This window comes from Pseudomonas sp. (genome assembly GCF_030147005.1).
Lineage (GTDB): Bacteria > Pseudomonadota > Gammaproteobacteria > Pseudomonadales > Pseudomonadaceae > Aquipseudomonas.
The window spans coordinates 39,299-61,811 of the sequence record NZ_JASLAW010000141.1; the positions used below are offsets into that span (position 1 = coordinate 39,299).

The 22,513-nt window shown below is 59.2% G+C and carries 15 protein-coding genes; 6 read left to right on the forward strand and 9 right to left on the reverse strand.

All coding sequences use genetic code 11. The features are described 5' to 3' along the window. The first annotated feature begins 37 nt into the window (after window positions 1-37). Both Q1V60_RS13085 and Q1V60_RS13090 read left to right on the forward strand, forming a co-directional pair. On the forward strand, window positions 38-2,470 hold the full coding sequence (locus tag Q1V60_RS13085) for a fimbria/pilus outer membrane usher protein (protein ID WP_300630952.1): 2,433 nt from the start codon (window positions 38-40) through the stop codon (window positions 2,468-2,470). A gap of 11 nt (window positions 2,471-2,481) precedes the next feature. Beyond that, window positions 2,482-3,609, forward strand: a complete 1,128-nt coding sequence (locus tag Q1V60_RS13090; protein WP_300630954.1) for a DUF1120 domain-containing protein — start codon at window positions 2,482-2,484, stop codon at window positions 3,607-3,609. Window positions 3,610-3,611: 2 nt separating this feature from the next. Here the strand turns inward: Q1V60_RS13090 and Q1V60_RS13095 are convergent, their stop codons facing one another. Beyond that, window positions 3,612-4,865: a CynX/NimT family MFS transporter gene (locus tag Q1V60_RS13095; protein ID WP_300630956.1), complete on the reverse strand. Its 1,254-nt coding sequence runs from the start codon at window positions 4,863-4,865 to the stop codon at window positions 3,612-3,614. 175 nt (window positions 4,866-5,040) lie between these two features. Between Q1V60_RS13095 and Q1V60_RS13100 the strand changes: the two genes are divergently transcribed. Both Q1V60_RS13100 and Q1V60_RS13105 read left to right on the forward strand, forming a co-directional pair. Further along, window positions 5,041-5,379 carry a type II toxin-antitoxin system MqsR family toxin gene (locus Q1V60_RS13100; protein WP_300630958.1) on the forward strand — a complete coding sequence of 113 codons (339 nt, stop codon included), beginning with the start codon at window positions 5,041-5,043 and terminating at the stop codon, window positions 5,377-5,379. Then, entirely contained in the window at window positions 5,342-5,833 is a 492-nt protein-coding gene (locus tag Q1V60_RS13105; protein WP_300630960.1) for a type II toxin-antitoxin system MqsA family antitoxin, read from the forward strand. Before Q1V60_RS13100 ends, Q1V60_RS13105 begins: the two co-directional genes overlap by 38 nt. Before the next feature lie 63 nt (window positions 5,834-5,896). Here the strand turns inward: Q1V60_RS13105 and Q1V60_RS13110 are convergent, their stop codons facing one another. The 4 genes from Q1V60_RS13110 to Q1V60_RS13125 all read right to left on the reverse strand — a co-directional run bounded on the left by Q1V60_RS13110 (window position 5,897) and on the right by Q1V60_RS13125 (window position 10,066). Then, on the reverse strand, window positions 5,897-6,661 hold the full coding sequence (locus Q1V60_RS13110) for an amino acid ABC transporter ATP-binding protein (protein WP_003171943.1): 765 nt from the start codon (window positions 6,659-6,661) through the stop codon (window positions 5,897-5,899). An 11-nt stretch (window positions 6,662-6,672) separates the two neighbouring features. Further along, on the reverse strand, window positions 6,673-7,770 hold the full coding sequence (locus Q1V60_RS13115; RefSeq protein ID WP_016978216.1) for an amino acid ABC transporter permease: 1,098 nt from the start codon (window positions 7,768-7,770) through the stop codon (window positions 6,673-6,675). Between the two features lie 10 nt (window positions 7,771-7,780). Continuing rightward, window positions 7,781-8,962 (reverse strand): amino acid ABC transporter permease, encoded by a 1,182-nt coding sequence (locus Q1V60_RS13120; RefSeq protein WP_300630965.1) that lies wholly within the window; start codon window positions 8,960-8,962, stop codon window positions 7,781-7,783. Window positions 8,963-9,034: 72 nt separating this feature from the next. Then, a complete protein-coding gene (locus Q1V60_RS13125) occupies window positions 9,035-10,066 on the reverse strand; it encodes an amino acid ABC transporter substrate-binding protein (RefSeq protein ID WP_016978213.1) in 1,032 nt (343 codons plus the stop codon). 345 nt (window positions 10,067-10,411) lie between these two features. On the opposite strand from Q1V60_RS13125, the gene Q1V60_RS13130 reads away from it, so the two are divergent. Beyond that, a complete protein-coding gene (locus tag Q1V60_RS13130) occupies window positions 10,412-11,068 on the forward strand; it encodes an alpha/beta hydrolase (protein WP_300630968.1) in 657 nt (218 codons plus the stop codon). 95 nt (window positions 11,069-11,163) lie between these two features. Then, the gene (gene rhlB / locus Q1V60_RS13135) at window positions 11,164-12,630 is read left to right on the forward strand and encodes an ATP-dependent RNA helicase RhlB (protein WP_300630970.1); all 1,467 of its coding nucleotides are present in this window, start codon (window positions 11,164-11,166) and stop codon (window positions 12,628-12,630) included. Window positions 12,631-12,713: 83 nt separating this feature from the next. On the opposite strand, the gene Q1V60_RS13140 is transcribed toward rhlB, so the two are convergent. From Q1V60_RS13140 to Q1V60_RS13155, 4 genes are all read right to left on the reverse strand, one after another. Further along, window positions 12,714-17,486: an RHS repeat-associated core domain-containing protein gene (locus tag Q1V60_RS13140; RefSeq protein WP_300630972.1), complete on the reverse strand. Its 4,773-nt coding sequence runs from the start codon at window positions 17,484-17,486 to the stop codon at window positions 12,714-12,716. A gap of 59 nt (window positions 17,487-17,545) precedes the next feature. Further along, entirely contained in the window at window positions 17,546-18,544 is a 999-nt protein-coding gene (locus tag Q1V60_RS13145; RefSeq protein WP_300630973.1) for a hypothetical protein, read from the reverse strand. Between the two features lie 162 nt (window positions 18,545-18,706). Next, complete coding sequence (locus tag Q1V60_RS13150; protein WP_300630974.1) at window positions 18,707-19,342, reverse strand: hypothetical protein; 636 nt, start codon at window positions 19,340-19,342, stop codon at window positions 18,707-18,709. Between the two features lie 8 nt (window positions 19,343-19,350). Next, a partial coding sequence (locus Q1V60_RS13155) for an RHS repeat-associated core domain-containing protein (RefSeq protein WP_300630976.1) occupies window positions 19,351-22,513 on the reverse strand: 3,163 nt, incomplete at its 5' end.

Below are 22,513 nucleotides of genomic sequence, written 5' to 3' on the forward strand. Positions count from 1 at the left end.
GCGTCCGGGCACTGAGTTCGATCCTGTGAGCACAGCAATGACTGATCGCGACGGCGCCGCCCTGCCCGGCATTTCATCTCACCGTTCCCGCACATTCCTGGCCGGGCTGGCATTGACCTTGGGGAATACCTTGCCGGCCATCGCGGACGACGGCTTGCCGGGCGGCACCTTTGACCCGCAGACCCTGTCACGTCGCGGTATCGACCCGGAGCTGGCCCTCCTGTTGCTGCAAGCCCCGCGTTTTACGGCCGGCCGGCATGCGGTCAGCCTGAGCGTCAACGGCCAGCGGCGCGGTCGGGTGCAGGTGCTGTTCGATCAGCGCGGCGAGCTGTGCTTCGACCGCACGCTGCTGGACGCGGGCAACCTGGTGATGTCCGCCGCAAGCGCTGACTGCCAGCCCTTTGTCGAGGCGTACCCGCAAACCGTGATCGAGCAAGACCCCGCCAGCCTGAGCCTGGCACTGGTGGTGCCGACCGACGCGTTGCGGCCGACGGCCAAGGACATGTCCGGCTACCAGACCGGAGGCGTGGCCGGCCTGCTCAACTACGACCTGACCGGTTTGCACAACCAGTACGAAGGCAGCAGCAATCGCTTCGGCTCGGCCAATACCGAAGTCGGCTTCAATGCCGGTGATTGGATCGTGCGCAGCCGCCAGGTGAAAACCTGGCAGGGCGGGCGCTCCAGCACCACCCACCTGGACGCCTACGCTCAGCGCACCTTTGCAGCCCAACAGGCGGTGCTGCAAGCCGGGCAAATCAACCTCTACAACCCGGTGCTGGCGGGATCGCAAATCACCGGTGCCCAAGTGCTGACCGAAACTGCCCTGCAGGACCAGCGCCAGGGCGCGACCATCAGCGGTATCGCCAATAGCCCTGCCCAGGTGGAGGTGCGCCAGAACGGCACGCTGATCCACTCCACCGTGGTGCCGGCCGGGCCGTTTTCGCTGACCGATGTGCGCCGCCTGAACAGCCGCTCGGACGTCGACGTCACGGTGCGCGAAACCAACGGCGAAGAGCGCCGCTTCAGCGTGCCGGCCGCCATGCTCGGCCTGGGCTTGCCCGCACCGGGTTATTCGCTGGCCGCCGGGCGCCTGCGCCAGGTCGGCGCCAGCGAAGGCGCCGAACCCTGGGTGGTCAGCGGCGGCTGGAGCGGCGCCCTGCACCCTCAGGTAAGCGTGGCCGTGGGCGCGCTGATGGCCGAGGATTACCGCTCGACGGGCCTGAACCTGAGCTGGCTGCCCAGGCAAGACAGCCAACTGCAGTTCGGCGTACAGGCCGCCCAGGCCAACCGAGACGGCGCCGAGCAGGGTGTGCAGACCGACCTGTCATGGTCCCAGCGCCTGACCGAGCGTTGGTCGATCACCACCGCGGGCTCCTGGCGCTCGCTGGGCTACCGCAACCTGGAGGAGTCGACCTACCCCCCTCGAACCAGCGAACAGCAGCGCTCGCATTATCGCGACCAGCAAAGCGTGAGCACCTCTTGGGCACACCCCTGGCTCGGAGCGTTCAGTGCCGGGTTCTCGCGTTCGTCTTCGTATGACGGCTACAGCGGTAGCCGCGCATTGGCGTCCTGGGGCAAGAGCGTCGGCGGTGTGTCGATTTCCGCCAGTGCCCAATGGCAGATGGGCGGGCGTGACCAGGGCGACAACAGCCTGTACCTGAACCTCAGCCTGCCCTTGGGCGAGAGCCGGCGCGGCCGAGCCTGGGCGCGACGCTCCGGCAGTGACTACCGCATGGGGGTCGGCGTGAGCGAGCCGCTCAACGACCAGCTCAGTTACCGCGTCGACGTGGAGCGCGACGGCCGCGACCGCGTCACGGAATCGACCATCGGCGTTTCGGCCCTGCCCTACTACACCCAGCTGGACCTCAACTACACACGCTCCGACAGCCATCGCAGCAGTTACCAAGGCGGCGCACGCGGCGGCGTGGTGGTGCATGGCGACGGCGTTACCTTCTCGCCGTACACGGTGCGCGACACCTTTGCGCTGATGTCGGTGGGCGGCATGGCCGGTATCAAAGTCAACACCCCGAGCGGCCCGGTATGGACCGACTGGCAAGGCCAGGCCGTGGTGCCGCAGCTCAGTGCGTACGGACGCAGCCCGGTGCAAGTGCACACCCGTTCGTTGCCGCGCAATGCCGATATCAGCAACGGCCTGGCCGTGGTCTCGGCCGGTCGGGGCGCGGTGGACAAGGTGCAATTCGGCGTAGTCCTCACCCGCCGCGCACTGCTGACTGTAACCGCCGACAACGGCCGGCCACTGCCACGCGGGGCGACCGTCAGCACCGCCGACGGTGAATTCGTGACCCTGGTACAGGAAGGCAGCCAGGTGTTCCTGCCTGATGTCCTCGAGCAGCGCGGCCTGTGGATCAAAGCCCCCGGCGATGCAGCATGCCGCCTGGAGTATTCGCTGCCGGAACGGGGCGACCCCGAGGTGTATTACGAAACCGCACCCGCCCGGTGCCTGCCATGAGGACGATCGCCATGGGTTACACACCCGCAATGCTGTGCCTGACCCTGCTGCTGGGCGCCGACGCCTGGGGCACCGAGGAATGCCAACTCAACCTGAGTGAGTCGCTGCTCGATTTTGGCCAGATGAACCGCACCGTCGCCCGATTGCCCATGCCGGAAAGGCTGCTGGGCGAGCGACGTTTGAGCCTGACGTTCAATTGCGCGCAGCCCTCCGACCTGAGCCTGTTTTACCGCGCCTTGGCGGCAAACGCGCAGCGCTTTCAACTGACCGAGCGCGGCAGTTATCGCCTGCAGGCGAGCGATGCGACGGTGGACGGCCAGGCCGTCGAACTGGGCTTGCTGGCCGGCAGCGGCCAACCTCCCGTGACGGTCAGCACTGTTCTGGACTGGCGCCCTGGACACCTCGTGACGCCAATGCGCAACGGAGTGCCCATGACCGGGCGCAGCCTGTCATTGCAACTGCTGGCCAGTGCCTGGGCGCGTGAGGCCGCAGTGCGGGTAACCGATGCAGTCACCTGGGACGCCAGCGGTGTGTTCGACGCCCCTGCCAGCGGCCGTTCCCGCGAGCTGCGCCTGCAAGCGCGCTTCGCTCCGGCCGCCTGTACGCCAAGCCTGTCCAACGGTGGCACCGTTGCGTTCGGCAAGTTGTCGGCGATGGATGTGCATCATCGCCAGGAAACCCATCTGCCCGCCCGCCCATTGGTGGTCAACGTCAGTTGCGATGCCCCCACCGCCTTTGCCCTGCGCCTGCTGGACAACCGCCAGGGCTCGGCCACAGGGCCTGCCGACAGCACCCACTTTGGCGTTGGCCTGGATGCACGAGGGCAGAAAATCGGCCGCTATCAGTTGACGTTCGACCCCGCGCGCACCACCGCCGATGCATTGACCCAGGTGTACCGCACCGACTCAGCCACCAGCGCCGGGCCATGGAGCAGCGCAACCACCGGCCGGATCGCCATCGACGCCCAGCGCTACCTCGGCTTCAACGCCAGCGCCGGCAGCACTCACGGCCCCGCCCCCATGCAAAACCTCAGTGCCACCGCCAGCCTTGAGGTGGTCATCGCCCCGCTCGATACGCTGGAAGTGGCAAACGAGGTGCACATGGACGGGTCTGCCACCCTGGAGGTGGTGTACCTGTAGGCTCAGGTTTGTTCGCTGCGCACGTTCACATAGAGAGCACGCCCGGCACCGAGTCCGGCGAGGATTGCACCCGCGCCGAGTACCGCGAAAATCCAGCCGACCGCGTTCCAGCCTCCGGTCCAGTCATGCACCAGGCCGACCGCGAACGGCCCCGCCGAGGCCAGGGTGTAACCGATGCCCTGGGCCATGCTCGACAGATTGGCCGCCACGTGGGAATCCCGTGAGCGCAATACTATCAGGGTCAACGCCAGGCTGAACGTGCCACCCTGGCCCAGGCCCAACAGAATCGCCCAGCCCCACAGGCCATCCAACGGTGCGTAAAGGCAACCGAACAGGCCACCGAGGGTCATCAGCATCACCACCACAATGGCCAGGCGCTGGTCCTTGCCTCGGGTGGCAAGCCACGGCGCGGCGAGAGAACTGAGCAATTGCACAATGATCGAACCCGACAGCGCCAACCCGGCTTCGGTGGCGCTCAGGCCACGGCCGATCAGGATCGACGGCAACCAGCCGAACACGATATACGCCAGGGAAGATTGCAGGCCCATGTACAAGGTGACCTGCCAAGCCAACGGATCGCGCAGCAAGCCCTTCACTCGGTAGGCGGCCCGATGAGCCCCATGCTTGTGCCCCACTTGCGGCAACCAGAACAACGCAGCCAACAAGGCCGGCAGAATCCAGAAGCCCAGGCCCAAGGCCCAGCTGTCGCCAAAGTAATGGCTGAGCGGCACCGTAGCCCCGGCCGCCAATGCCGCGCCCAGGCACAGCGCCATGGTGTACACACCGGTCATGGCGCCGGCCTGCCGGGCGAAGTCACGCTTGACGATCCCCGGCAACAACACGCCGATAATGCCAATGCTGGCGCCGGCGATCAGGCTGCCGGCAAACAGTCCGGCTTCACCGAACGAACTGCGCAGGATGATCCCGGCGGCCAACGTCAGCAGGATGCCGAGTACCACGCGCTCGGCACCAAAGCGCCGCGCCAGGAGCGGCGCGGTGGGCGCGAACAGGCCCAGGCATAACACCGGCAGGGTGGTCAGCAAACCGGCCTTGGCGGCCGACAGTCCGAGGCTGGTGGACACCTCGCCAAGCAGCGGCGACAAGCTCGACAGCGCCGGGCGCAGGTTCAGCGCCACCAACACCAGGCCCAGCAGCAACAACCACGGGCGAAGCACCTGCGGGTGGCTGTGTTGCACCCCTTCTTCGTCGGCTTCGGCGTCAATTAACAGTTCTTCAAGTTTGGTTTCGGGAGTCATTGCTCACTGCCGGCAGAAGGACGGGCGTTTGCCCTAATCGATGGATGAAAAGTCCCACAGCCTATTCGGACGCGCCTACAACAGCAACGCACCAGGTTTTTTAAGCGGCAAAAGGAGCAGTATTTTCGATTGGTAAAATTAGCCTCAGAGGCTAATTAGTGGACTCAGGTGTCTTATGGAAAAGTACACACCTGATTACGATCTACAGGTGATAAAGGCAGATGTCATCAGGCTGGGTTACAGGGCATTCACTGCAAGCGCAAGGGAGGGTGCTCGGCGACTCAAGCTGAGCACGAGTCAAATGCAAAGCGTGGTCTGCGCCCTTGAGAAACACATGTTGTACAAGTCAATGACGACCTGCCCAAGCCATCGGGTATGGCACGACGTGTATTTAATCGCGATTTATAACGCGGAGATTTACATCAAAGTGACCTGCCGCCCAAACGGTGGGCCGCCCGTAATCTCCTTCAAGCCTCATGAGAACCCAACCATGTATGAGCTGCGGAGCCCATGATGGAATGCAGCATTTCAAGGGACGCACTTTCACCATCGACGCCTGCGCAATGATCCGCAAAGTCCCTGATATTGCAGGCTGGGAATGCCAGCTATGCATGGAGGTGGAGTTTGATTACGACGACGACAGCGCAGAACGTTACTCCAATACCTGCGATCAATTGCTGGTTGATGCCAAGGCGATCATCGCCGCAGAAATGAAGAGAATCCGTCGCAAACTGCACCTGGCTCAGAAGGACGCGGTAAAAATACTGACGGGCCGTGGTCATAACGCATTCTCTCGGTACGAACGGGCGGAAACTTTCCCACCGCAGCCGCTATTCACACTGATGCGCCTGCTTGATAAACACCCGCATTTAGTGGCCGAGATACACACCCTCAATGCGGGAGAGGACCTGAATCGGCTGCTCATGGCCAAAGACTCACAACAACATGCGGCTCAACCCTGCGCGTAGAACCGACAGGCAAAAAAAACCCGGCACCAGGGCCGGGTTTATTCTTCAAGCGTCACTCATCGATCAATGCAAAATCTGGCTCAAGAACAGCTTGGTCCGGTCATTCTGCGGATTATCGAAAAAGTCATTCGGCGCCGCCTGCTCGACGATTTCGCCCTTGTCCATGAAGATCACGCGGTTGGCCACGGTGCGCGCAAAACCCATCTCGTGGGTCACGCACAACATGGTCATGCCGTCTTCGGCCAGGCCGATCATGGTGTCCAGCACCTCCTTGACCATTTCCGGGTCGAGGGCCGAGGTCGGTTCGTCGAACAGCATGATTTTCGGCTTCATGCACAGCGCGCGGGCAATCGCCACGCGCTGTTGCTGGCCGCCGGACAGTTGCCCCGGAAACTTGTGGGCCTGCTCCGGAATGCGCACACGCTCCAGGTAATGCATGGCAATTTCCTCGGCCTTGCGCTTGGGCATCTTGCGCACCCACATCGGCGCCAGCGTGCAGTTCTGCAGGATGGTCAGGTGCGGGAACAGGTTGAAGTGCTGGAACACCATGCCGACTTCACGGCGGATCGCTTCGATCTGCTTGAGGTCGTTGGTCAGTTCCACCCCATCGACCACGATGCGGCCCTGCTGGTGCTCTTCCAGACGGTTGAGGCAGCGGATAGTGGTGGACTTGCCCGAACCCGACGGGCCGCACAGCACGATTCGCTCGCCCTGTTTGACGTTTAGGTTGATGTCCTTCAACACGTGGAACTGGCCATACCACTTGTTCACGCCCTGCATCTGGATAATGCCTTCAGGGCTCACAGGCTGTTTGATCGCTTCGCTCATCACATCAACTCCTAACGCTTGTGGCCTGTGTCGAGCTTGTGTTCCAAATGAATGGAATAGCGCGACATACCAAAACAGAAAATCCAGAACACCAGGGCGGCGAACACGTAGCCTTCAGTTGCCATGCCCAACCATTTGGGGTCGGCGGCGGCTTGTTTGACGCTGTTGAGCAGGTCGAACAGGCCGATGATGATCACAAGGCTCGTATCCTTGAACAACGCGATAAACGTGTTGACGATGCCGGGGATCACCATCTTCAGGGCTTGCGGCAAGATCACCAGGCCCATGCTGCGCCAGTAACCCAGGCCCATCGCTGCGGCCGCTTCGTACTGGCCCTTGGGAATCGCCTGCAAACCGCCGCGCACCACTTCGGCCACATAGGCCGACTGGAACAGGATCACGCCGATCAATGCGCGCAGCAGCTTGTCGATGCCCATGCCTTCAGGCAGAAACAGCGGCAGCATCACCGAAGACATGAACAGCACAGTGATCAACGGCACGCCACGCCAGAATTCGATGAAGGTCACGCAGACCACTCGAATCGCCGGCATGTTCGAACGCCGCCCCAATGCCAGCATGATGCCCAGCGGCAACGCGCCGGCAATGCCGACGGTGGCGATGACCAGGGTCAGCATCAGGCCGCCCCATTGGCTGGTGGCCACGTTGGTCAGCCCGAACGCGCCGCCGTGCAGCAGGAAGAACGCGATGATCGGGTACAGCACCAGAAAGCTCAGGCCGTAGACCGCCTTGCGTTGAAAGCGCGAGATGAACAACGGTGCCACGCCGACAATCGCCAGCCACACGGTCAGGTCCACACGCCAGCGCAGGTCGCCGGGGTAATAGCCGTACATGAACTGTCCGAAGCGCTGTTGGATAAATACCCAGCAGGCGCCCTCTTTGGTGCAATCGGCGCGCGTGGTGCCGACCCAGTTGGCGTCGATGATCGCCCAGCTGAGGATCGGCGGCACCACCAGGTAGATCAGGTAGAACGCCAGCAACGTCAGCAGCGTGTTGAGCCAGCTGGAAAACAGGTTGGCGCGCATCCATGCCATCGGCCCGAAGACTTTGTTCGGCGGCGGCATATCAGGTTTGAACGTATGTGAACTCATGGGCGTTTCCTCACCGCTCGATCAGCGCAATGCGCTTGTTGTACCAGTTCATCAGCAACGAAATGCTGATGCTGATCGCCAGGTACACGCTCATGGTGATGGCAATGACCTCGATGGCCTGGCCGGTCTGGTTCAGCACCGTGCCGGCAAACAGCGAAACCATCTCCGGATAACCGATACCGGCGGCCAGCGACGAGTTTTTCGCCAGGTTCAGGTATTGGCTGGTCAGCGGTGGAATGATCACTCGCAAGGCCTGCGGGATGATGACCTTGCGCAGCGTCGGCCCAGGGCGAAGGCCCAGGGAACGCGCGGCTTCGGTCTGGCCGTGGCTGACCGACTTGATGCCCGAACGCACGATCTCGGCGATAAACGCTGCCGTGTAGACGGTCAGTGCCAGGGTCAGTGCCAGCAGTTCAGGGATCAATACCCAGCCGCCGACAAAGTTGAAACCTTTGAGCTCGGGCATTTCCCAATGCAACGGCGCGCCGAAGATCAATGCGCACAACGTCGGGATCACCACGAGCAAGCCAAGGCCCGCCCAGAATTTATGGAACGGTACGCCGGTGGCTTCAAAGCGCTTATTGGCCCAGCGGGTCATCAGCACAATGGCGACAGTCGCCACCACGACGCTGCCCACGAACGGCCAGAACCCATCGGCGGCCAGCGCCGCCGGCATGTTCAGGCCACGGCTGCTGACAAAGAACGTATCGCCGAAGTTGTGACTGTTACGCGGCCCCGGCATCGTCAGGAACACCGCGAAGTACCAGAACAGGATTTGCAGCAGCGGCGGAATGTTGCGGAACACTTCCACATACACGGTCGCCAGCTTGTTGATCATCCAGTTCGGCGACAACCGCGCCACGCCAATCACGAACCCGAGCAGTGTTGCCAGGATCACGCCGATAAAGGTCACCAGCAAGGTGTTGAGCAGACCGATCACAAACACTCGGGCATAGCTGTCCGATTCGGTGTAATCAATCAAATGCTGCGCGATGCCGAAACCGGCACTGCGCTCAAGAAAGTCGAAACCCGAGGTAATGCCCCGGTGTTGCAGGTTGGTCTGGGTATTGTTGAAGAGGTACCAGCCCAGCGAGACCACCGCCACAATCGTGATGATCTGAAAGAGCCACGCACGCACTTTGGGATCGCTGAAGCTGAGCTTCTGCTTGGGTGCGCCGATTTGATTTTGCATGAAGTGCCCCGCAAAGAATGGAACAGAACATCACCCGGCGGTTGGCCCACCGGGTGACAGAACCATCAGTTATCAGCGCACAGGCGGTGCGTATTGAATGCCGCCGTTGTTCCACAGCGCGTTCAGGCCACGGTCGATTTCCAGCGGGGTGCTCTTGCCGAGGTTGCGCTCGAACACTTCGCCGTAGTTACCGACCTGCTTGACGATCTGTACCACCCAATCTTTCTTCACTTTCAGGTCTTTGCCGTATTCGCCGTCAGCACCGAGCAGACGGGCGACGTCCGGGTTCTTGGTGGACTTGGCTTCAGCTTCAACGTTCTTGGAGGTGATACCGGCTTCTTCAGCGTTGAGCATGGCGTAGCCTACCCAGCGCACGATGGCCAGCCACTCGTCGTCGCCATTACGTACGACCGGGCCCAGGGGCTCCTTGGAAATGGTTTCCGGCAGAACCACGTAGTCCTTCGGCGCGGCCAGCTTGCTGCGCTGGGCGAACAGTTGGGACTTGTCGGAGGTCAGCACGTCGCAACGCCCGGATTCCAGCGACTTGGCGCTTTCGTCGGAAGTGTCGAAGGTGATCGGGGTGTATTTAAGGTTGTTGCCGCGGAAGTAGTCGGAAACGTTCAGCTCGGTGGTGGTACCGGCCTGGATGCAGATGGTTGCACCGTCCAGTTCCTTGGCGCTCTTGACGCCCAGCTTGTTGTTAACCAGGAAGCCGATGCCGTCGTAGTAGGTAATGAAGCCCGGGAATTTCAGGCCCATGCCCGCATCGCGGGAGCTGGTCATGGTGGTGTTGCGCGACAGGATGTCGACTTCGCCGGACTGCAGCGCGGTGAAACGCTCCTTGGCGTTCAATTGGCTGAATTTGACCTTGGTCGCGTCACCGAAAACGGCAGCGGCCACGGCGCGGCATACGTCAGCGTCGATCCCGAGGATCTTGCCGCTGGCATCCGGCACCGAGAAACCCGGCAGGCCGTCACTCACGCCGCATTGCACAAAACCTTTCTTCTGCACGGCGTCCAGGGTGGCACCGGCCTGGGCAAAACCACTGACACCCAATACAGCGGCCGCGGTCACGATGGCCAGGGTGGATTTCAATACCTTCATTCAAACCTCCAGTTGCTCTTGTTGTGTCGGAGCTCCAACCTCAGCGCACCCTTATGAGGCGATATCGACCCGTGTTGGCTTTTTTTGGGGTCAAGCAGCATGAGATTTTTGCGGTAATTCCAGGCGCTTTCCCACGAGCGGCAGTCACTGATAGTGTTACCGTTCTAGGAGAGTTCTGACATCGACCTACACATAGCAAGGCCCGTACCAGAGTGCCGGCTGAGTCGATGACCGCCATGTTCAATGGCAAAAGATTCAACCTTGCGACATTCTCTTAACAGATCAACCTGTCGCGCACCGTTCCGACGCACCCAATCGGAGCGCACGCACATCTATGGAGCAGACATGACCGAACCCCTGATTCTAGAGCCCGCCAAGCCCGCAGACGCCTGCGTTATCTGGCTGCACGGCCTGGGCGCCGATCGCTACGACTTCTTGCCGGTGGCCGAAGCGCTGCAGGAAGCGCTACTGACGACCCGCTTCGTTTTGCCCCAGGCGCCCAGCCGTCCGGTGACGATCAATGGTGGCTACGAGATGCCGAGCTGGTACGACATCAGGGCCATGAGCCCGGCCCGTTCGATCAGCCTGGAAGAGTTGGAAGCGTCGGCCAAAATGGTCACGGACTTGATCGAGGCGCAGAAGAGAACCGGAATAGACGCTTCGCGAGTTTTTCTTGCGGGCTTTTCCCAGGGTGGCGCGGTGGTTTTCCACACAGCGTTTAAAAAATGGCAAGGCCCGCTGGGTGGCGTAATCGCCCTCTCCACTTACGCGCCGACCTTCGACGACGAGCTGGAATTATCCGCCAGCCAGCAACGCATCCCTGCCCTGTGCCTGCATGGTCAGTACGACGAGGTGGTTCAAAACGCCATGGGCCGCAGCGCCTATGAGCGTTTGAAGACCCGTAGTGTCACCGTGACATGGCAGGAATACCCAATGGGCCACGAAGTGTTACCCCAAGAGATACGCGATATCGGCACTTGGCTGGCTGAACGCCTGCGCTGAACCGCGTGTTTATGTAGTTGTATGACAGACGCACTACGCCGCGCCCGATTCTTGCATTACACTGGCCGGCGTACATTCCTTAACCAATTAATGAGATGACCGTGCTCAAAGCACTCAAGAAAATGTTCGGCAAAAGCGAGGCTGAGCCGCTCGCGCCTGTTCGCAGTGCTCCCGCTCTCAAGCCCGGCAACCGCAATGACGGTATTGAGCCCGACCGGACCCTACCTGCCGCCTCACCGAAAACACTGCCGGTGACAGCGCCTGAACAGGCAGCGCCGGCGACAACCGTCGCCCCGTCTGTTCCAAAACCGCGCCGCGAACGCGCGCCCAAGCCGCCCGTGACGCCGTGGACACTCGACGACTTTGTCGTCGAACCCCAGGAAGGCAAAACCCGCTTCCACGATTTCAAGCTGGCTCCGGAACTGATGCATGCCATCCAGGACCTGGGCTTCCCGTACTGCACGCCGATCCAGGCGCAGGTGCTGGGCTTCACCCTGGCCGGCAAAGATGCCATTGGTCGTGCCCAGACCGGCACCGGCAAGACCGCCGCGTTCCTGATCTCGATCATCACCCAGCTGCTGCAAACCCCACCGCCCAAAGAGCGCTATATGGGCGAGCCGCGTGCGCTGATCATCGCGCCTACCCGTGAATTGGTGGTGCAGATCGCCAAGGACGCCGCCGACCTGACCAAGTACACCGGCCTCAACGTCATGACGTTCGTCGGCGGCATGGATTTCGACAAGCAGCTCAAACACCTCGAAGCCCGTCACTGCGACATCCTGGTGGCCACCCCAGGTCGCCTGCTCGACTTCAACCAGCGCGGCGACGTGCACCTGGACATGGTCGAAGTGATGGTGCTGGACGAAGCCGACCGCATGCTCGACATGGGTTTTATCCCGCAAGTGCGCCAGATCATTCGCCAGACTCCACCAAAAGCCGAGCGCCAGACCCTGCTGTTTTCCGCGACCTTCACCGAAGACGTAATGAACCTCGCCAAGCAGTGGACCACCGACCCGTCCATCGTCGAGATCGAAGCACTCAACGTCGCCAGCGAAAACGTTGAGCAGCACATCTACGCCGTGGCCGGTGCCGACAAGTACAAGCTGCTCTACAACCTGATCAACGACAACGGTTGGGAGCGTGTGATGGTGTTCGCCAACCGCAAGGACGAAGTGCGCCGCATCGAAGAACGCCTGGTGCGCGATGGCGTCAACGCCGCGCAACTGTCGGGCGACGTGCCGCAACACAAGCGCATCAAGACCCTGGAAGGCTTTCGCGAAGGCAAGATCCGCGTGCTGGTGGCCACCGACGTGGCCGGCCGCGGGATTCACATCGACGGCATCAGCCACGTGATCAACTTCACCTTGCCGGAAGTGCCGGACGACTACGTGCACCGTATTGGCCGCACCGGGCGTGCCGGGGCTGCAGGTGTGTCGATCAGCTTTGCAGGTGAGGATGACTCGTATCAGTTGCCTTCGATCGAAGCGCTGCTGGGGCGCAAGATCAGTTGCGAGACGCCATCGACGCATTTGTTGCGAGCGGTGGAGCGCAAGCGCCCGTAGGCTGGGATGCGGTAAAAATGTGGAGTGAAGCCTGCTCCCTCCCACATTTCTGTTTGGTTCGGCCAATCGAGTGCTTAAAGGGTCTAGCGTAGCGATGCCCCTCGGTATATCTCACTCGAAATTGGCTGACGGACTCGCTTACCGCACTGCCTGGACGACTGGTAATAATTGCTGACACTGCCCGGCATGTCGGTCAGTGTTGCCAACACCGGCTCTGGTTGCGGCTGTTCCTGACGCCCTTTTGGCGATGAGCTGTCATCAGGCTCATTGAAATATGCCTCCACGGCCTTAGCACGCTCTACCCCTGAACGCACAAAATTAAACAGCCTGAGAACAGCTCGAGTAGTACCAATTGCTTTGCTGAAAGCAGTTGGGGGAGCATTAACAAATTTAAAGGTTCGGCCCATAACCACTCTGAGTACACTTCTGAAGACCGCACTCTCGACGGCAGACCCGAAAGTCATCGGGGGTACGGCAAGTGTGCCAGCCCTCGACGCTACTTTCGCCGCGCTATACGTATTGGTTGCCGCATTCCAGGCGCTGTAACCGCTCGGCCCCCACGAAACTAATGAAAAGGCGAAAGACGCCCACCCCAAATCACGAACGTGGTGGGAGCGGTCCCATCCATTTGCCTGGTCCACCGCCTCCACCCCCAGACCGGCGACACCTAAAGCGCCGCCAATGACACCCAATGCGGCACCGACGGCTCCCACTAGTTGTAGCGTGGTAGCTGCAGCCAAACCAATAGCCGCAACGCCCGCCAAGCTACTGCCCAGCGAAACAATTGACAGCGCCAATGCGGTTCCCGACAAGGCCCATTTGAACCAGGTCGGGAACAACCCGCTAGGGTCCTGCATATTGACTGGGTTACCCGCACAATAGGCATAACCGTTGAGCCCCCCCTCCTCAAAAGGGCACAGCGGATCGACCTGCAAAAAAATCTTCAGGTCCGCATCGTACGCGCGCTCACCGTTGCCCAGGAAGTAGAGGTGAACCGCCGCATCCAGTCGCTGACCGTTGAACGCCGGTAGTTGCAAGTCGGCCATGGTTCGAGCCTTGCCGTCATCCAGGTCAACGTGAGTGTCGCCGTAAGGTGTGTAATGCCGCCGAACATGTGCCTGCCCCGCTGCCGATATACCGCGCACACTGGCGCTGGCATCGTTGACATGCAGTTGCGGTCCATCCACTCCCCCATTGCGCGCCAGTACCTGATCGCCGCCATCGAAATAACGGATTTTCTTGCCCCCTTCAATCAAGGTCTCAAGACGGTCGCTGGAATACACCAACATCACTGGAGGCTCACTACCTCGAGAGGCGAGCACCTGCCTCGCGTCCGCATCGTATTGGTAGCTGTAAGTGAAGGGACCGGCCTGCACCTCAACCAGCTGCTCCAAAGCGTTGAATTTGTAGACCTGGCCTGAAGATCCTGTCAGCACGTTACCCGCCGCATCATAGGCCAGGGTGAAATCCTGCACCGGGTGGGTGTGGGTCACACGGGTGAGCTGAGTCGGATCAGTACCGGTGAAATAGCGCGAACTGGTGTCTTTCGCGCCGTCGGCGAAGGAAGTCACCACCTGGGTGATGTTATCGAGGCTGTCAAAGCTGAAATCCTGCCCGACAATGCCACGCCCCTGGTGGTCCTTGGGGTTTTCAAGACCTTCACAGCGATAGGTCGTCAGCCGCCGGTAGGCGTCGTAGGTAAAAGTCTCGCCGATCACCAGCCTTGCATTCGCATCACGAAGAAACCGCGTCGCCAGCATACTGTTGGGGTAGTACGTGCTGGTCATCACCTGCAACAACGCACCGTTTTGCTCGAAGCGACGCTCGGCTTCTCGCCCCAGTGAGTCATAGGAAACCCTGGTGACAATCTGCATATTTTCATAGGCGGTGGTCAGTGTCTGGGGCCGGCCAAACGTGTCGTAGCCCTGCTCGATCACCATGGCGCCGGTGGTCATGCGCTGGAAGCGCCCGTGGGTATCATAGTCAAGCAGGCTGCGTTGGCCGTCGGCAGCGGTTTGATGCAACAAGCGCCCGCCGGGTGAATAGCCATAGATTGTGGTAGCGGACGTACCACCCGCTGTTTGAACATCCTTCTCGGGATAGCCGTTTGCGTCGCGAAACACCTCATGAATCAAGCCATCGGTCTCGGAGCGGGTCAATGCGCCGGACGTTGGATCATGTCGATAGGTGCTGACTGGAAGCCCTGCCATTTCACTACGCATAGGCGCGTCCAACTCCATATCGTAAGTCAGCTTCTGACGCGCGCCCTGCGGGGAAACCATGGTGACAGGCTCAATCCAGCCCGCCTCATACTCCCAGCTCGTAGCCTGTCCCGTTCCGCGAATCTGGCTGGTCATCCGGCCAAGGCTATCGTAGGTACGAGCCCCCAACCGCTTGCCATCGACGATAAGCGCGCTGACCTTTTCACTGCTAGTGCCTGGCGCATATTCGTTCTGACGCAGCCGTTGCGGGGTGCCGTCTGCCGGCTTTTGAAGGCTCGACAGCAGCCGGCTATGCGAATCATGGGTGAATTCGGTAAAGTTTTTATCGATATCCAGCACAGACAGGCAGCGACCCAAGCCATCGTAGGTGCGCGACTCCATTTCAACGCTGTTACCGGCAGTGTCGAGACGTTCGATCTTTATCGGATGATTGTGATCGTTAAAATAGGTAATTAGCCGCTCGCCGCCTTCGACGCCCTCTATTTTCATATTGAGCAGCGGGTCATACTCATCGATCTCCACACTGCCATCGGCGCGGGTCACACGACTGGCGTTGCCCCAACGACTGTAGGTGTGGGTGCTCTTCAGCGAACGGATACCGTCGGGCAAGTAGTCGTTATTGACCTTCTCCAGCGTCCGCCCCTGTGCATCATAAAGCCAGGTTCCCGTGGCACGCTCTGAGTCATCGCTCATAAGCTGAGCTTCGGAAACCCGGCGTCCCAAGCCATCATAATAAGTAATCGCCCGGTTGCCCTGCGCATCGGTAGTGATCAAATGAGCACGTCGACCTTGCGTTGCAAAGTGATATGCATATCGACGCACTGCTTGCTGCGGTTCGCCGGGCGACGCCGTTTCCGCAATCAACCTGCCATTGACGTCGTATGCCAGCGCCAGGGTGCTGTCTCCGTCTCGCGTCATCGACAACGGGCGACGGTTGACCAGAGAGAGGGTGCGCACCGACTCCAGCCATTGCCCCTCCCTTCCCTCTAAACGTCGGGTTTCGCTCAACCTATCGCCGTTGACGGTGTAACTGAAATTGCTCACCAACGACAGCCCGTCAATGATGCTGGTGGTGCTCTTCAACCGGCCGGCCAGTCCGACAGGCGTTTCGTAATACGTTTGCTGCAAGTTGACGATGCCGGCCTGGCTACTCGATTGCTGAAGCACAAAATAACTGCCGCCCGACGCGGGTACAGGCGTGTGGGTGTACTCGGTGAGTCGGGCTGCCGGCGTGCCCCCGGCCGGGATGAGACGCTCTTGCTTGAGATAGCGCGGGAACAACCCATGCGGGTCGGCGGGGCATTTTCCGGGTTCGCCTGCGATTGGGTAGTAGCTGTATTCGGTGCGTACGCCGGAAGGTTCGGTGCAGCTTAGTTCTTTGCCATAATCGTCGGTCTCGATCGCCACAGTGGTTTCGCGCTTCATACCGCCAGCCACCAACGAATAGCATGTGGTGATGAGCCTGGGGAGATGGAGGTTGGCAGGCTGTGCAGGAAAGAGCCCGGGCACCACGTTATAAGCAACCGTCCTGGTAGTGCGGGTGCCCTCACGCAGGATTTGCTCTTCGGTCAACAGATGAAATTTATTGTAAGTCGTGCGAACAGCGCTCAACACAGCATTATTAGCAGCGACATCAATGACTTTTTCCTCGGCCCAATAGTTGTACTCCCCACCCACCAAGTACAAATTATCTTCATTTTGATTAAAACCATCGCTAAATGGATAACCGGTAAAATTCAGCCCTGCACTGTAGTCATAGGACTTGGCTAACGTAAGTTGACCAGCGGCTGGCGTTTGCCGCCATCCCACAACGCGTGGAATAAATTGCCCGCTTATATATTCGTGGCCATTTTCTTCATAGCTGATCCGCTCGCTGCCCCCCATCGGCGACTTGACCTCGGTAATGGCGATCAGGCCATTTTTGAACGGCTGACCATACACGAAGGTATAGGCTGCAGTGCCTGGCGGTGTTTGCGTGCGGTCATAGGGAACGGTGACGCTGATCAACTGATTGTTGGTATTACCATAGGCGATTCGCGTGCGCGCATAACGTCCGCCGTCAGTGCGCACATCGGCCGTTACAAGTAAGCCATCCACGTAACCCAACAACAGCAACGCGTCCCCGTTGTTGTCCAGAATACGCTCCAACGGGCCACCACTGAGATATGAAAAACTCAACCGTTCACCGTTCTCAAATAGGATGGCGGTGATTCTATAGGGCCCGGAGGTACGGGAGCGGCCTAGTATTTCAACGGTGCCGTCACTGTAAATAATATGGAACGTAGATTCCCCCACGCGCTTGACCACGACATCCTTGAGCTTGCGATCCTTGATCACCAGCGTGCCACCCACCGGCGGCAAGCCCTGGGTCTGAAACTGTTCGCCGGTCAGCAGTGTCAGCCTTGAAGTGGTCGAGTCAAATGCGGACTCATTCAGACTCCATCCGGCCCCGTAGTTATCTGAGACTTGCGAGTTCAACATGGAAAACGAGAGTATGATGTCGCGACTGACCTCCAACGGCCCCTGTGGATAAAGAGTTGCCAGTTTGACTCTGCTCACATACTGGCCTGTGCGCGGGTCGACCGCGACATTCAATTGAGCGCTGAAGTTGAATGCATTTGAGTAGACATTCATAAAGCTGAACTCCTTGTTCAACAAACCATCAGCGTGAGGGTGACGCGTATGAACTGCACTTAACCCCTCAACTCCAGGAGATTCCTGTTATCGCCCCAGCCAATAGAAAAAACATGGTCACAGCCGTAGTTGTCCTGTAAACGCCATGGGCTAGCGGTTTCGCCATCTGGCGTATCCATCCAGCCACTGTAGCGCGCCGCTCGCATAATTGTCGGGTAAAGATCAGTTCTTACGTACTGATCCCCTCCGCCCGCTCCGCCCGCAGCGCCCCGGTGAATGTCATACACTCTGGTGCTTCCAGTCCCCATTACAACCCCACCTTTCTTGCGAATTCCATGGCCGGCTTGAAAGACAAAGGACGTATCAAACTTAAGCCCGTCATAATTTACATACACCGTTCTATCCAAGCCGAAATTATCTAAGAACTCCAAACCGGCCGGGGGCATCCAGTAATAGATATCTATATCAACGAAATCACCAGCAACCTTTCCATTAAAAGCATCGAAATCAACATATTGAGCCATTTGCGCCACACTCAGACGATAAGGAAGGGTAGGCTGAATATCGACGTAAGAATTGAAAATAACCCCATCATGACTACTGTTGGTTGTGTAGACTTTACCACCGACAACAATACGCCCCATGAAACGTTTCATCTCTACGCCACGCCCCGAATCGAAGCGCATGTAACGCGCTATGCTTTGCTTGGGATCGCTCTTTAGACAGGGCAATACAGGTTCCGAACCTGCGCTTTCCGGTTGGATGTCAACGCCCTGCTTCCACAGCCCAGGAAGATATTTATTTTTCCAAGTATCACAATGCCAACCAGGCGGTAACGGTGCTGCTGTCGCTCCATAAGCGGTAATCTCTGCACTGTCAATTTCAGTCTGTGTTAACGGCGTACCAACCAAAGAGCCATTCTCATCTTCAACCAACTTAAGAACGGTCAATACCACTTGGCATTGATGGCGCGCATTGGCATAAAGCTCATCGGTATAGAGGTGACCGCTGGGAAGTTCGATTTTAAAATAATCAAGATGCACATCACCGGCCGCCATAATTTTTCTCCTTGTGCCCAGTACGCGTACCGGACGTCACAATAGTCAGTCTGAAATTGATTAAGCACCCATAGTTAATCTTCGACGAAACACGCCGTCCACTGTCAGAACTAACAGGACGCGGCGTCTTCTCAGATTGAAAGGAAATAATTTCGCCAACGGTTATGCCAGCTCGCTGAGAATCCGCTGGCGAATAAGATTAATCTCCTTACGAAACTCTTTGACGTAATGTGCACTGTCGCCAACGCTGTCCACAAAATGATTGGCTCCATTATGTGTCGGCTCGGTATCCGCCCTCTGATTGCGGTCGGGCAGCCTTTTCAGGTTGCTCAATTTCGGGGTAGAGCGGAAAGCATCGTAGCTTTTGCTGAATGGGCTGACGCCGACAGCATCGGTAAACCTGTAATTAGCACTCGCGACGCGCCTACCAGCAGACGAGCCTGCGCCCAAGCGCTTTTCAGAACGCTTTTGCGCTTCACTGGCCTGCGGCTCATGCTCCATATCGATTAAGCCGTAAACATCATGGGAAAGACTCAGGTATCCGGATATTGATGTCGGGCTGGTCGCCACGCTTCCCAACGAAAAGACAACGGTTGCGATATTCAGGCCCTGGATGTGGTTCGAACGGTCCCAGCCCTGCTGTGCGTCCACTTCCGCTACGCTCAGCGAGGCGACACCCAAGATGCCGGCGACTACACCCGCTGCGGCGGAGGCAACCGCGACGGCCTTCGACGTCAGTGCCGTGCCCATCGCCATAGCAATCAAAAGACTCTTGCCCCCTGTCACCACGCCTGCCACCGAAAGCGCTAGAGAAAGGCGAATGTTAACAACCAGTGCTGCGAGTTGAGGAACAAACCCTCGGGATCAGACCGGTTAAGAGGGTCACAGGCGCAATAGGCGTAGCTGTTGATGCCGCCTTCACCAAATGGGCTCAAGGGGTCGGGCGACAGAAAGATCATCAACTCCGGGTCGTAAGCCCGCCGGCCGTTGCCCAAGTGGTAAAGATTGGCCGGGATGTCCAGCCGTTCGCCATTGAACGCAGGCACTTGCAGGTCGGCCATCGTGCGGGCCTTGCCATCCAAGGAAACATACGCGTTGCCGTAGGGTGTGTAATGACGCCCCAGGGTCGGCTGCCCCGCCCCCGCAATGGCACGCACACTACCCGACGCGTCCACCAAGTGCTGCTGCTCGCCATCCACGCCGCCGGTTCGGGCCAAAACCGTATCCGCACCGCGCCAGTAATGGACCTTCTTGTTACCTTCGACCAGTGCATCAAGCCGGTCGCCGGTATAGGCGAGCATGACCGCAGGCTCGCTGCCACGGGCGGCCAGTATTTGCCGGAACTCGGCGTCGTATTGGTAAGAATAGGTAAAGGTTTCTGTCTGCACGGCGGTCAACTGGTCGAGTGCATTGAAGGTAAATACACGACCTGGCGCCCCCTCCAGCAGATTACCCGCCACATCGTAAATCAGGATCCGTGTTTGCGCGGGGTGAGTGTGCGTCACCTGTGATAGCTGGGTTGGGTCGTTATAGGTAAATGAGCGCTCGCTGACGTCATGGGTACCATCGGCAAAATAGGTGTCGACCTGCGTAATATTGTCGAGGCCATCGTGCTGGAAACATTGTCGGATAACGCCGCGCCCCAGCCGGTCCACGGGAAACTCTTTACCCTCGCAGCGATATTCGCTGAGCCGGCCATAACCGTCATAGGTAAATATTTCACCGATCACCAGTTGCTCTTGGGCATCGAGTATTCGCCTTGTAGCCAGCAGGCCATCCGGGTGATAGGTACTGGCAATGCGTTGGTATGTGCGTGCCGAAACATCAAGTGTGCGGCTGGACTCGCGCCCCCAGGCATCGAAGGTGATCTTCGCGTCAACGGCAGTCGCATTATCCGTTTGAGTGGTCGAGACCCGTGTGAGGCGGCCGACATCGTCATAGGCGTTTGTCATCACCATGGCACCGGCCAGCATGCGGTCGAGACGCCCCAGAGCGTCGTACTCGAACGCGCTGGTTTGCCCATCGGCCGAGGTATGCCGCAACAGGCGCCCGTTGGGCGAATACACCTGATTTTGCGTCAACACCTTGCCGTCGGCAGTCTGGACATCGCTTGAGGGGTGCCCGTAGTTGTCATACGTCAGCTCATGTTTAAAGCCGGACATCTGCGAACTGATAAGCGCACCACTTCTGGGGTCGTGGCTGAACAGCATCGGCGCAAACCCCGGCATCCGCGCCTCGGTCAGAACATCGAGTTGCTCGTCAAAAATTTGCACCTGCCGATCCCCGCGTGGGCTGATGAATACGCTTGGGTTGACTGAGTTCGTCGGGTATTCCCAGGCGTAACCCGGCGCATCGCGTAGTCCACGTGTCTGTGACTTCAAGCGTCCAAGGCTGTCGTAGGTGCTGGTGCCCAAACGCTTGGCGTCCATTGAAATCGCACTTACCAATGCCTCACTGGTACCTGCCATGTAGGTGGCCACGCGCTCACGCGGTGCCGTGCCGTCGGAGGGTGTCTCGCGAATGTTGACCACCCGATCGAACGCATCGTAGGTATAAGCCGTTGTGGTCTGCCTGGCGTTGACGACCGTGGTGCAGCGGCCCAGGCCGTCATAGGTCCGGGTCTCCATTTCCAGGCGCTCGCCCGCCGCGCCGACACGTATCATCCTCGCCGGCTGGTCATATTGATTAAAAGTGGTTTCCCACTGCGCCTGCCCTCTTACACCGGCCTTCTTCAAGTGGTGAAGAGGGTCGTATTCATCAATCAGCACACGTCCGTCAGGATGGGTAGTGCGACTTGGATTGCCCCAAGCGTTATACGCAAACAGGGTTTTCAACGCACGCTGGTCAGCTTCTCCCAAGTAGTCAATGCAGGTCTCTTCCACGCAGCGCCCCTGCCCGTCATACCGACGGCTGCTGATGGGCCTCAGTGTGTCTTCGTCCAGTACCTGCGCAGTTGATACCTGGCGCCCCATGCCATCGAAATAGGTAATGACTTTGTTGCCCAGTGCATCAGTGGTGACCAGGTTGGCCTGCTGGCTAGCGGATGCGTAATGGTAGGCATATTGGCGTCCGGCATTTTGCGGGCCGCCTGGCGCAGTGGATTCGGAAGTCAACCGACCGGTGACATCGAAGCTCAATTCCAGCCTGACGCCAGCGGGGTTCTTCAGGGCAAGCACCCTGCGATTGGTCAGCGACAACATACGGACCGAATCCAGCCATTGGCCCGCCTCTCGCCCCTTGAAGCGACGGGTTTCAGTCATCGTGTCGCCTTCAAAGGTGTAAGTGAAATCAGTGACCTGAGCGAGGTTGTCAATTGTGGTGGTGTTGCTTCTGAGCCGGCCATTCAGTGAGAAGTCGCCAGCCGCCTCGTGATACGTGTGCAGGGTCTGCACCGCTCCGTCGCGAGCCGCGCCAAGCCGCAGAACAAAATAGTCGCCCTGCGCCGTCCGTACCTGAGTGTGCGTTTGCTGGGTGATTCGGGGAGCGGCTGTCGCGTCGGCGGGAATGATTTTTTCCTGTTTCAAGTAACGCTGGAAAAGCCCGTGAGGGTCGGCGGGGCATTTTCCGGGTTCGCCTGCGATTGGGTAGTAGCTGTATTCGGTGCGTACGCCGGAAGGTTCGGTGCAGCTTAGTTCGTTGCCATAATCGTCGGTCTCGATCGCCACAGTGGTTGCGCGCTTCATACCGCCAGCCACCAACGAATAGCATGTGGTGATGAGCCTGGGGAGATGAAGGTTGGCAGGCTGTGCAGGAAAGAGCCCGGGCACCACGTTATAAGCAACCGTCCTGATAGTGCGAGTGCCCTCACGCAGGATTTGCTCTTCGATCAACAGATGAAATTTATTGTAAGTCGTGCGAACAGCGCTCAATACAGCATTATTAGCAGCGACATCAATGACTTTTTCCTCGGCCCAATAGTTGTACTCCCCACCCACCAAGTACAAATTATCTTCATTTTGATTAAAACCA

What these genes read in the sequence shown, in the direction of transcription:
- Q1V60_RS13085 (WP_300630952.1), top strand. Translation starts at nt 38, where the DNA reads ATGACTGATCGCGACGGCGCCGCCCTGCCCGGCATTTCATCTCACCGT.
- Q1V60_RS13090 (WP_300630954.1), top strand. Translation starts at nt 2,482, where the DNA reads ATGGGTTACACACCCGCAATGCTGTGCCTGACCCTGCTGCTGGGCGCC.
- Q1V60_RS13095 (WP_300630956.1), bottom strand. Translation starts at nt 4,865, where the DNA reads ATGACTCCCGAAACCAAACTTGAAGAACTGTTAATTGACGCCGAAGCC.
- Q1V60_RS13100 (WP_300630958.1), top strand. Translation starts at nt 5,041, where the DNA reads ATGGAAAAGTACACACCTGATTACGATCTACAGGTGATAAAGGCAGAT.
- Q1V60_RS13105 (WP_300630960.1), top strand. Translation starts at nt 5,342, where the DNA reads ATGAGAACCCAACCATGTATGAGCTGCGGAGCCCATGATGGAATGCAG.
- Q1V60_RS13110 (WP_003171943.1), bottom strand. Translation starts at nt 6,661, where the DNA reads ATGAGCGAAGCGATCAAACAGCCTGTGAGCCCTGAAGGCATTATCCAG.
- Q1V60_RS13115 (WP_016978216.1), bottom strand. Translation starts at nt 7,770, where the DNA reads ATGAGTTCACATACGTTCAAACCTGATATGCCGCCGCCGAACAAAGTC.
- Q1V60_RS13120 (WP_300630965.1), bottom strand. Translation starts at nt 8,962, where the DNA reads ATGCAAAATCAAATCGGCGCACCCAAGCAGAAGCTCAGCTTCAGCGAT.
- Q1V60_RS13125 (WP_016978213.1), bottom strand. Translation starts at nt 10,066, where the DNA reads ATGAAGGTATTGAAATCCACCCTGGCCATCGTGACCGCGGCCGCTGTA.
- Q1V60_RS13130 (WP_300630968.1), top strand. Translation starts at nt 10,412, where the DNA reads ATGACCGAACCCCTGATTCTAGAGCCCGCCAAGCCCGCAGACGCCTGC.
- rhlB (WP_300630970.1), top strand. Translation starts at nt 11,164, where the DNA reads ATGACCGTGCTCAAAGCACTCAAGAAAATGTTCGGCAAAAGCGAGGCT.
- Q1V60_RS13140 (WP_300630972.1), bottom strand. Translation starts at nt 17,486, where the DNA reads ATGAATGTCTACTCAAATGCATTCAACTTCAGCGCTCAATTGAATGTC.
- Q1V60_RS13145 (WP_300630973.1), bottom strand. Translation starts at nt 18,544, where the DNA reads ATGGCGGCCGGTGATGTGCATCTTGATTATTTTAAAATCGAACTTCCC.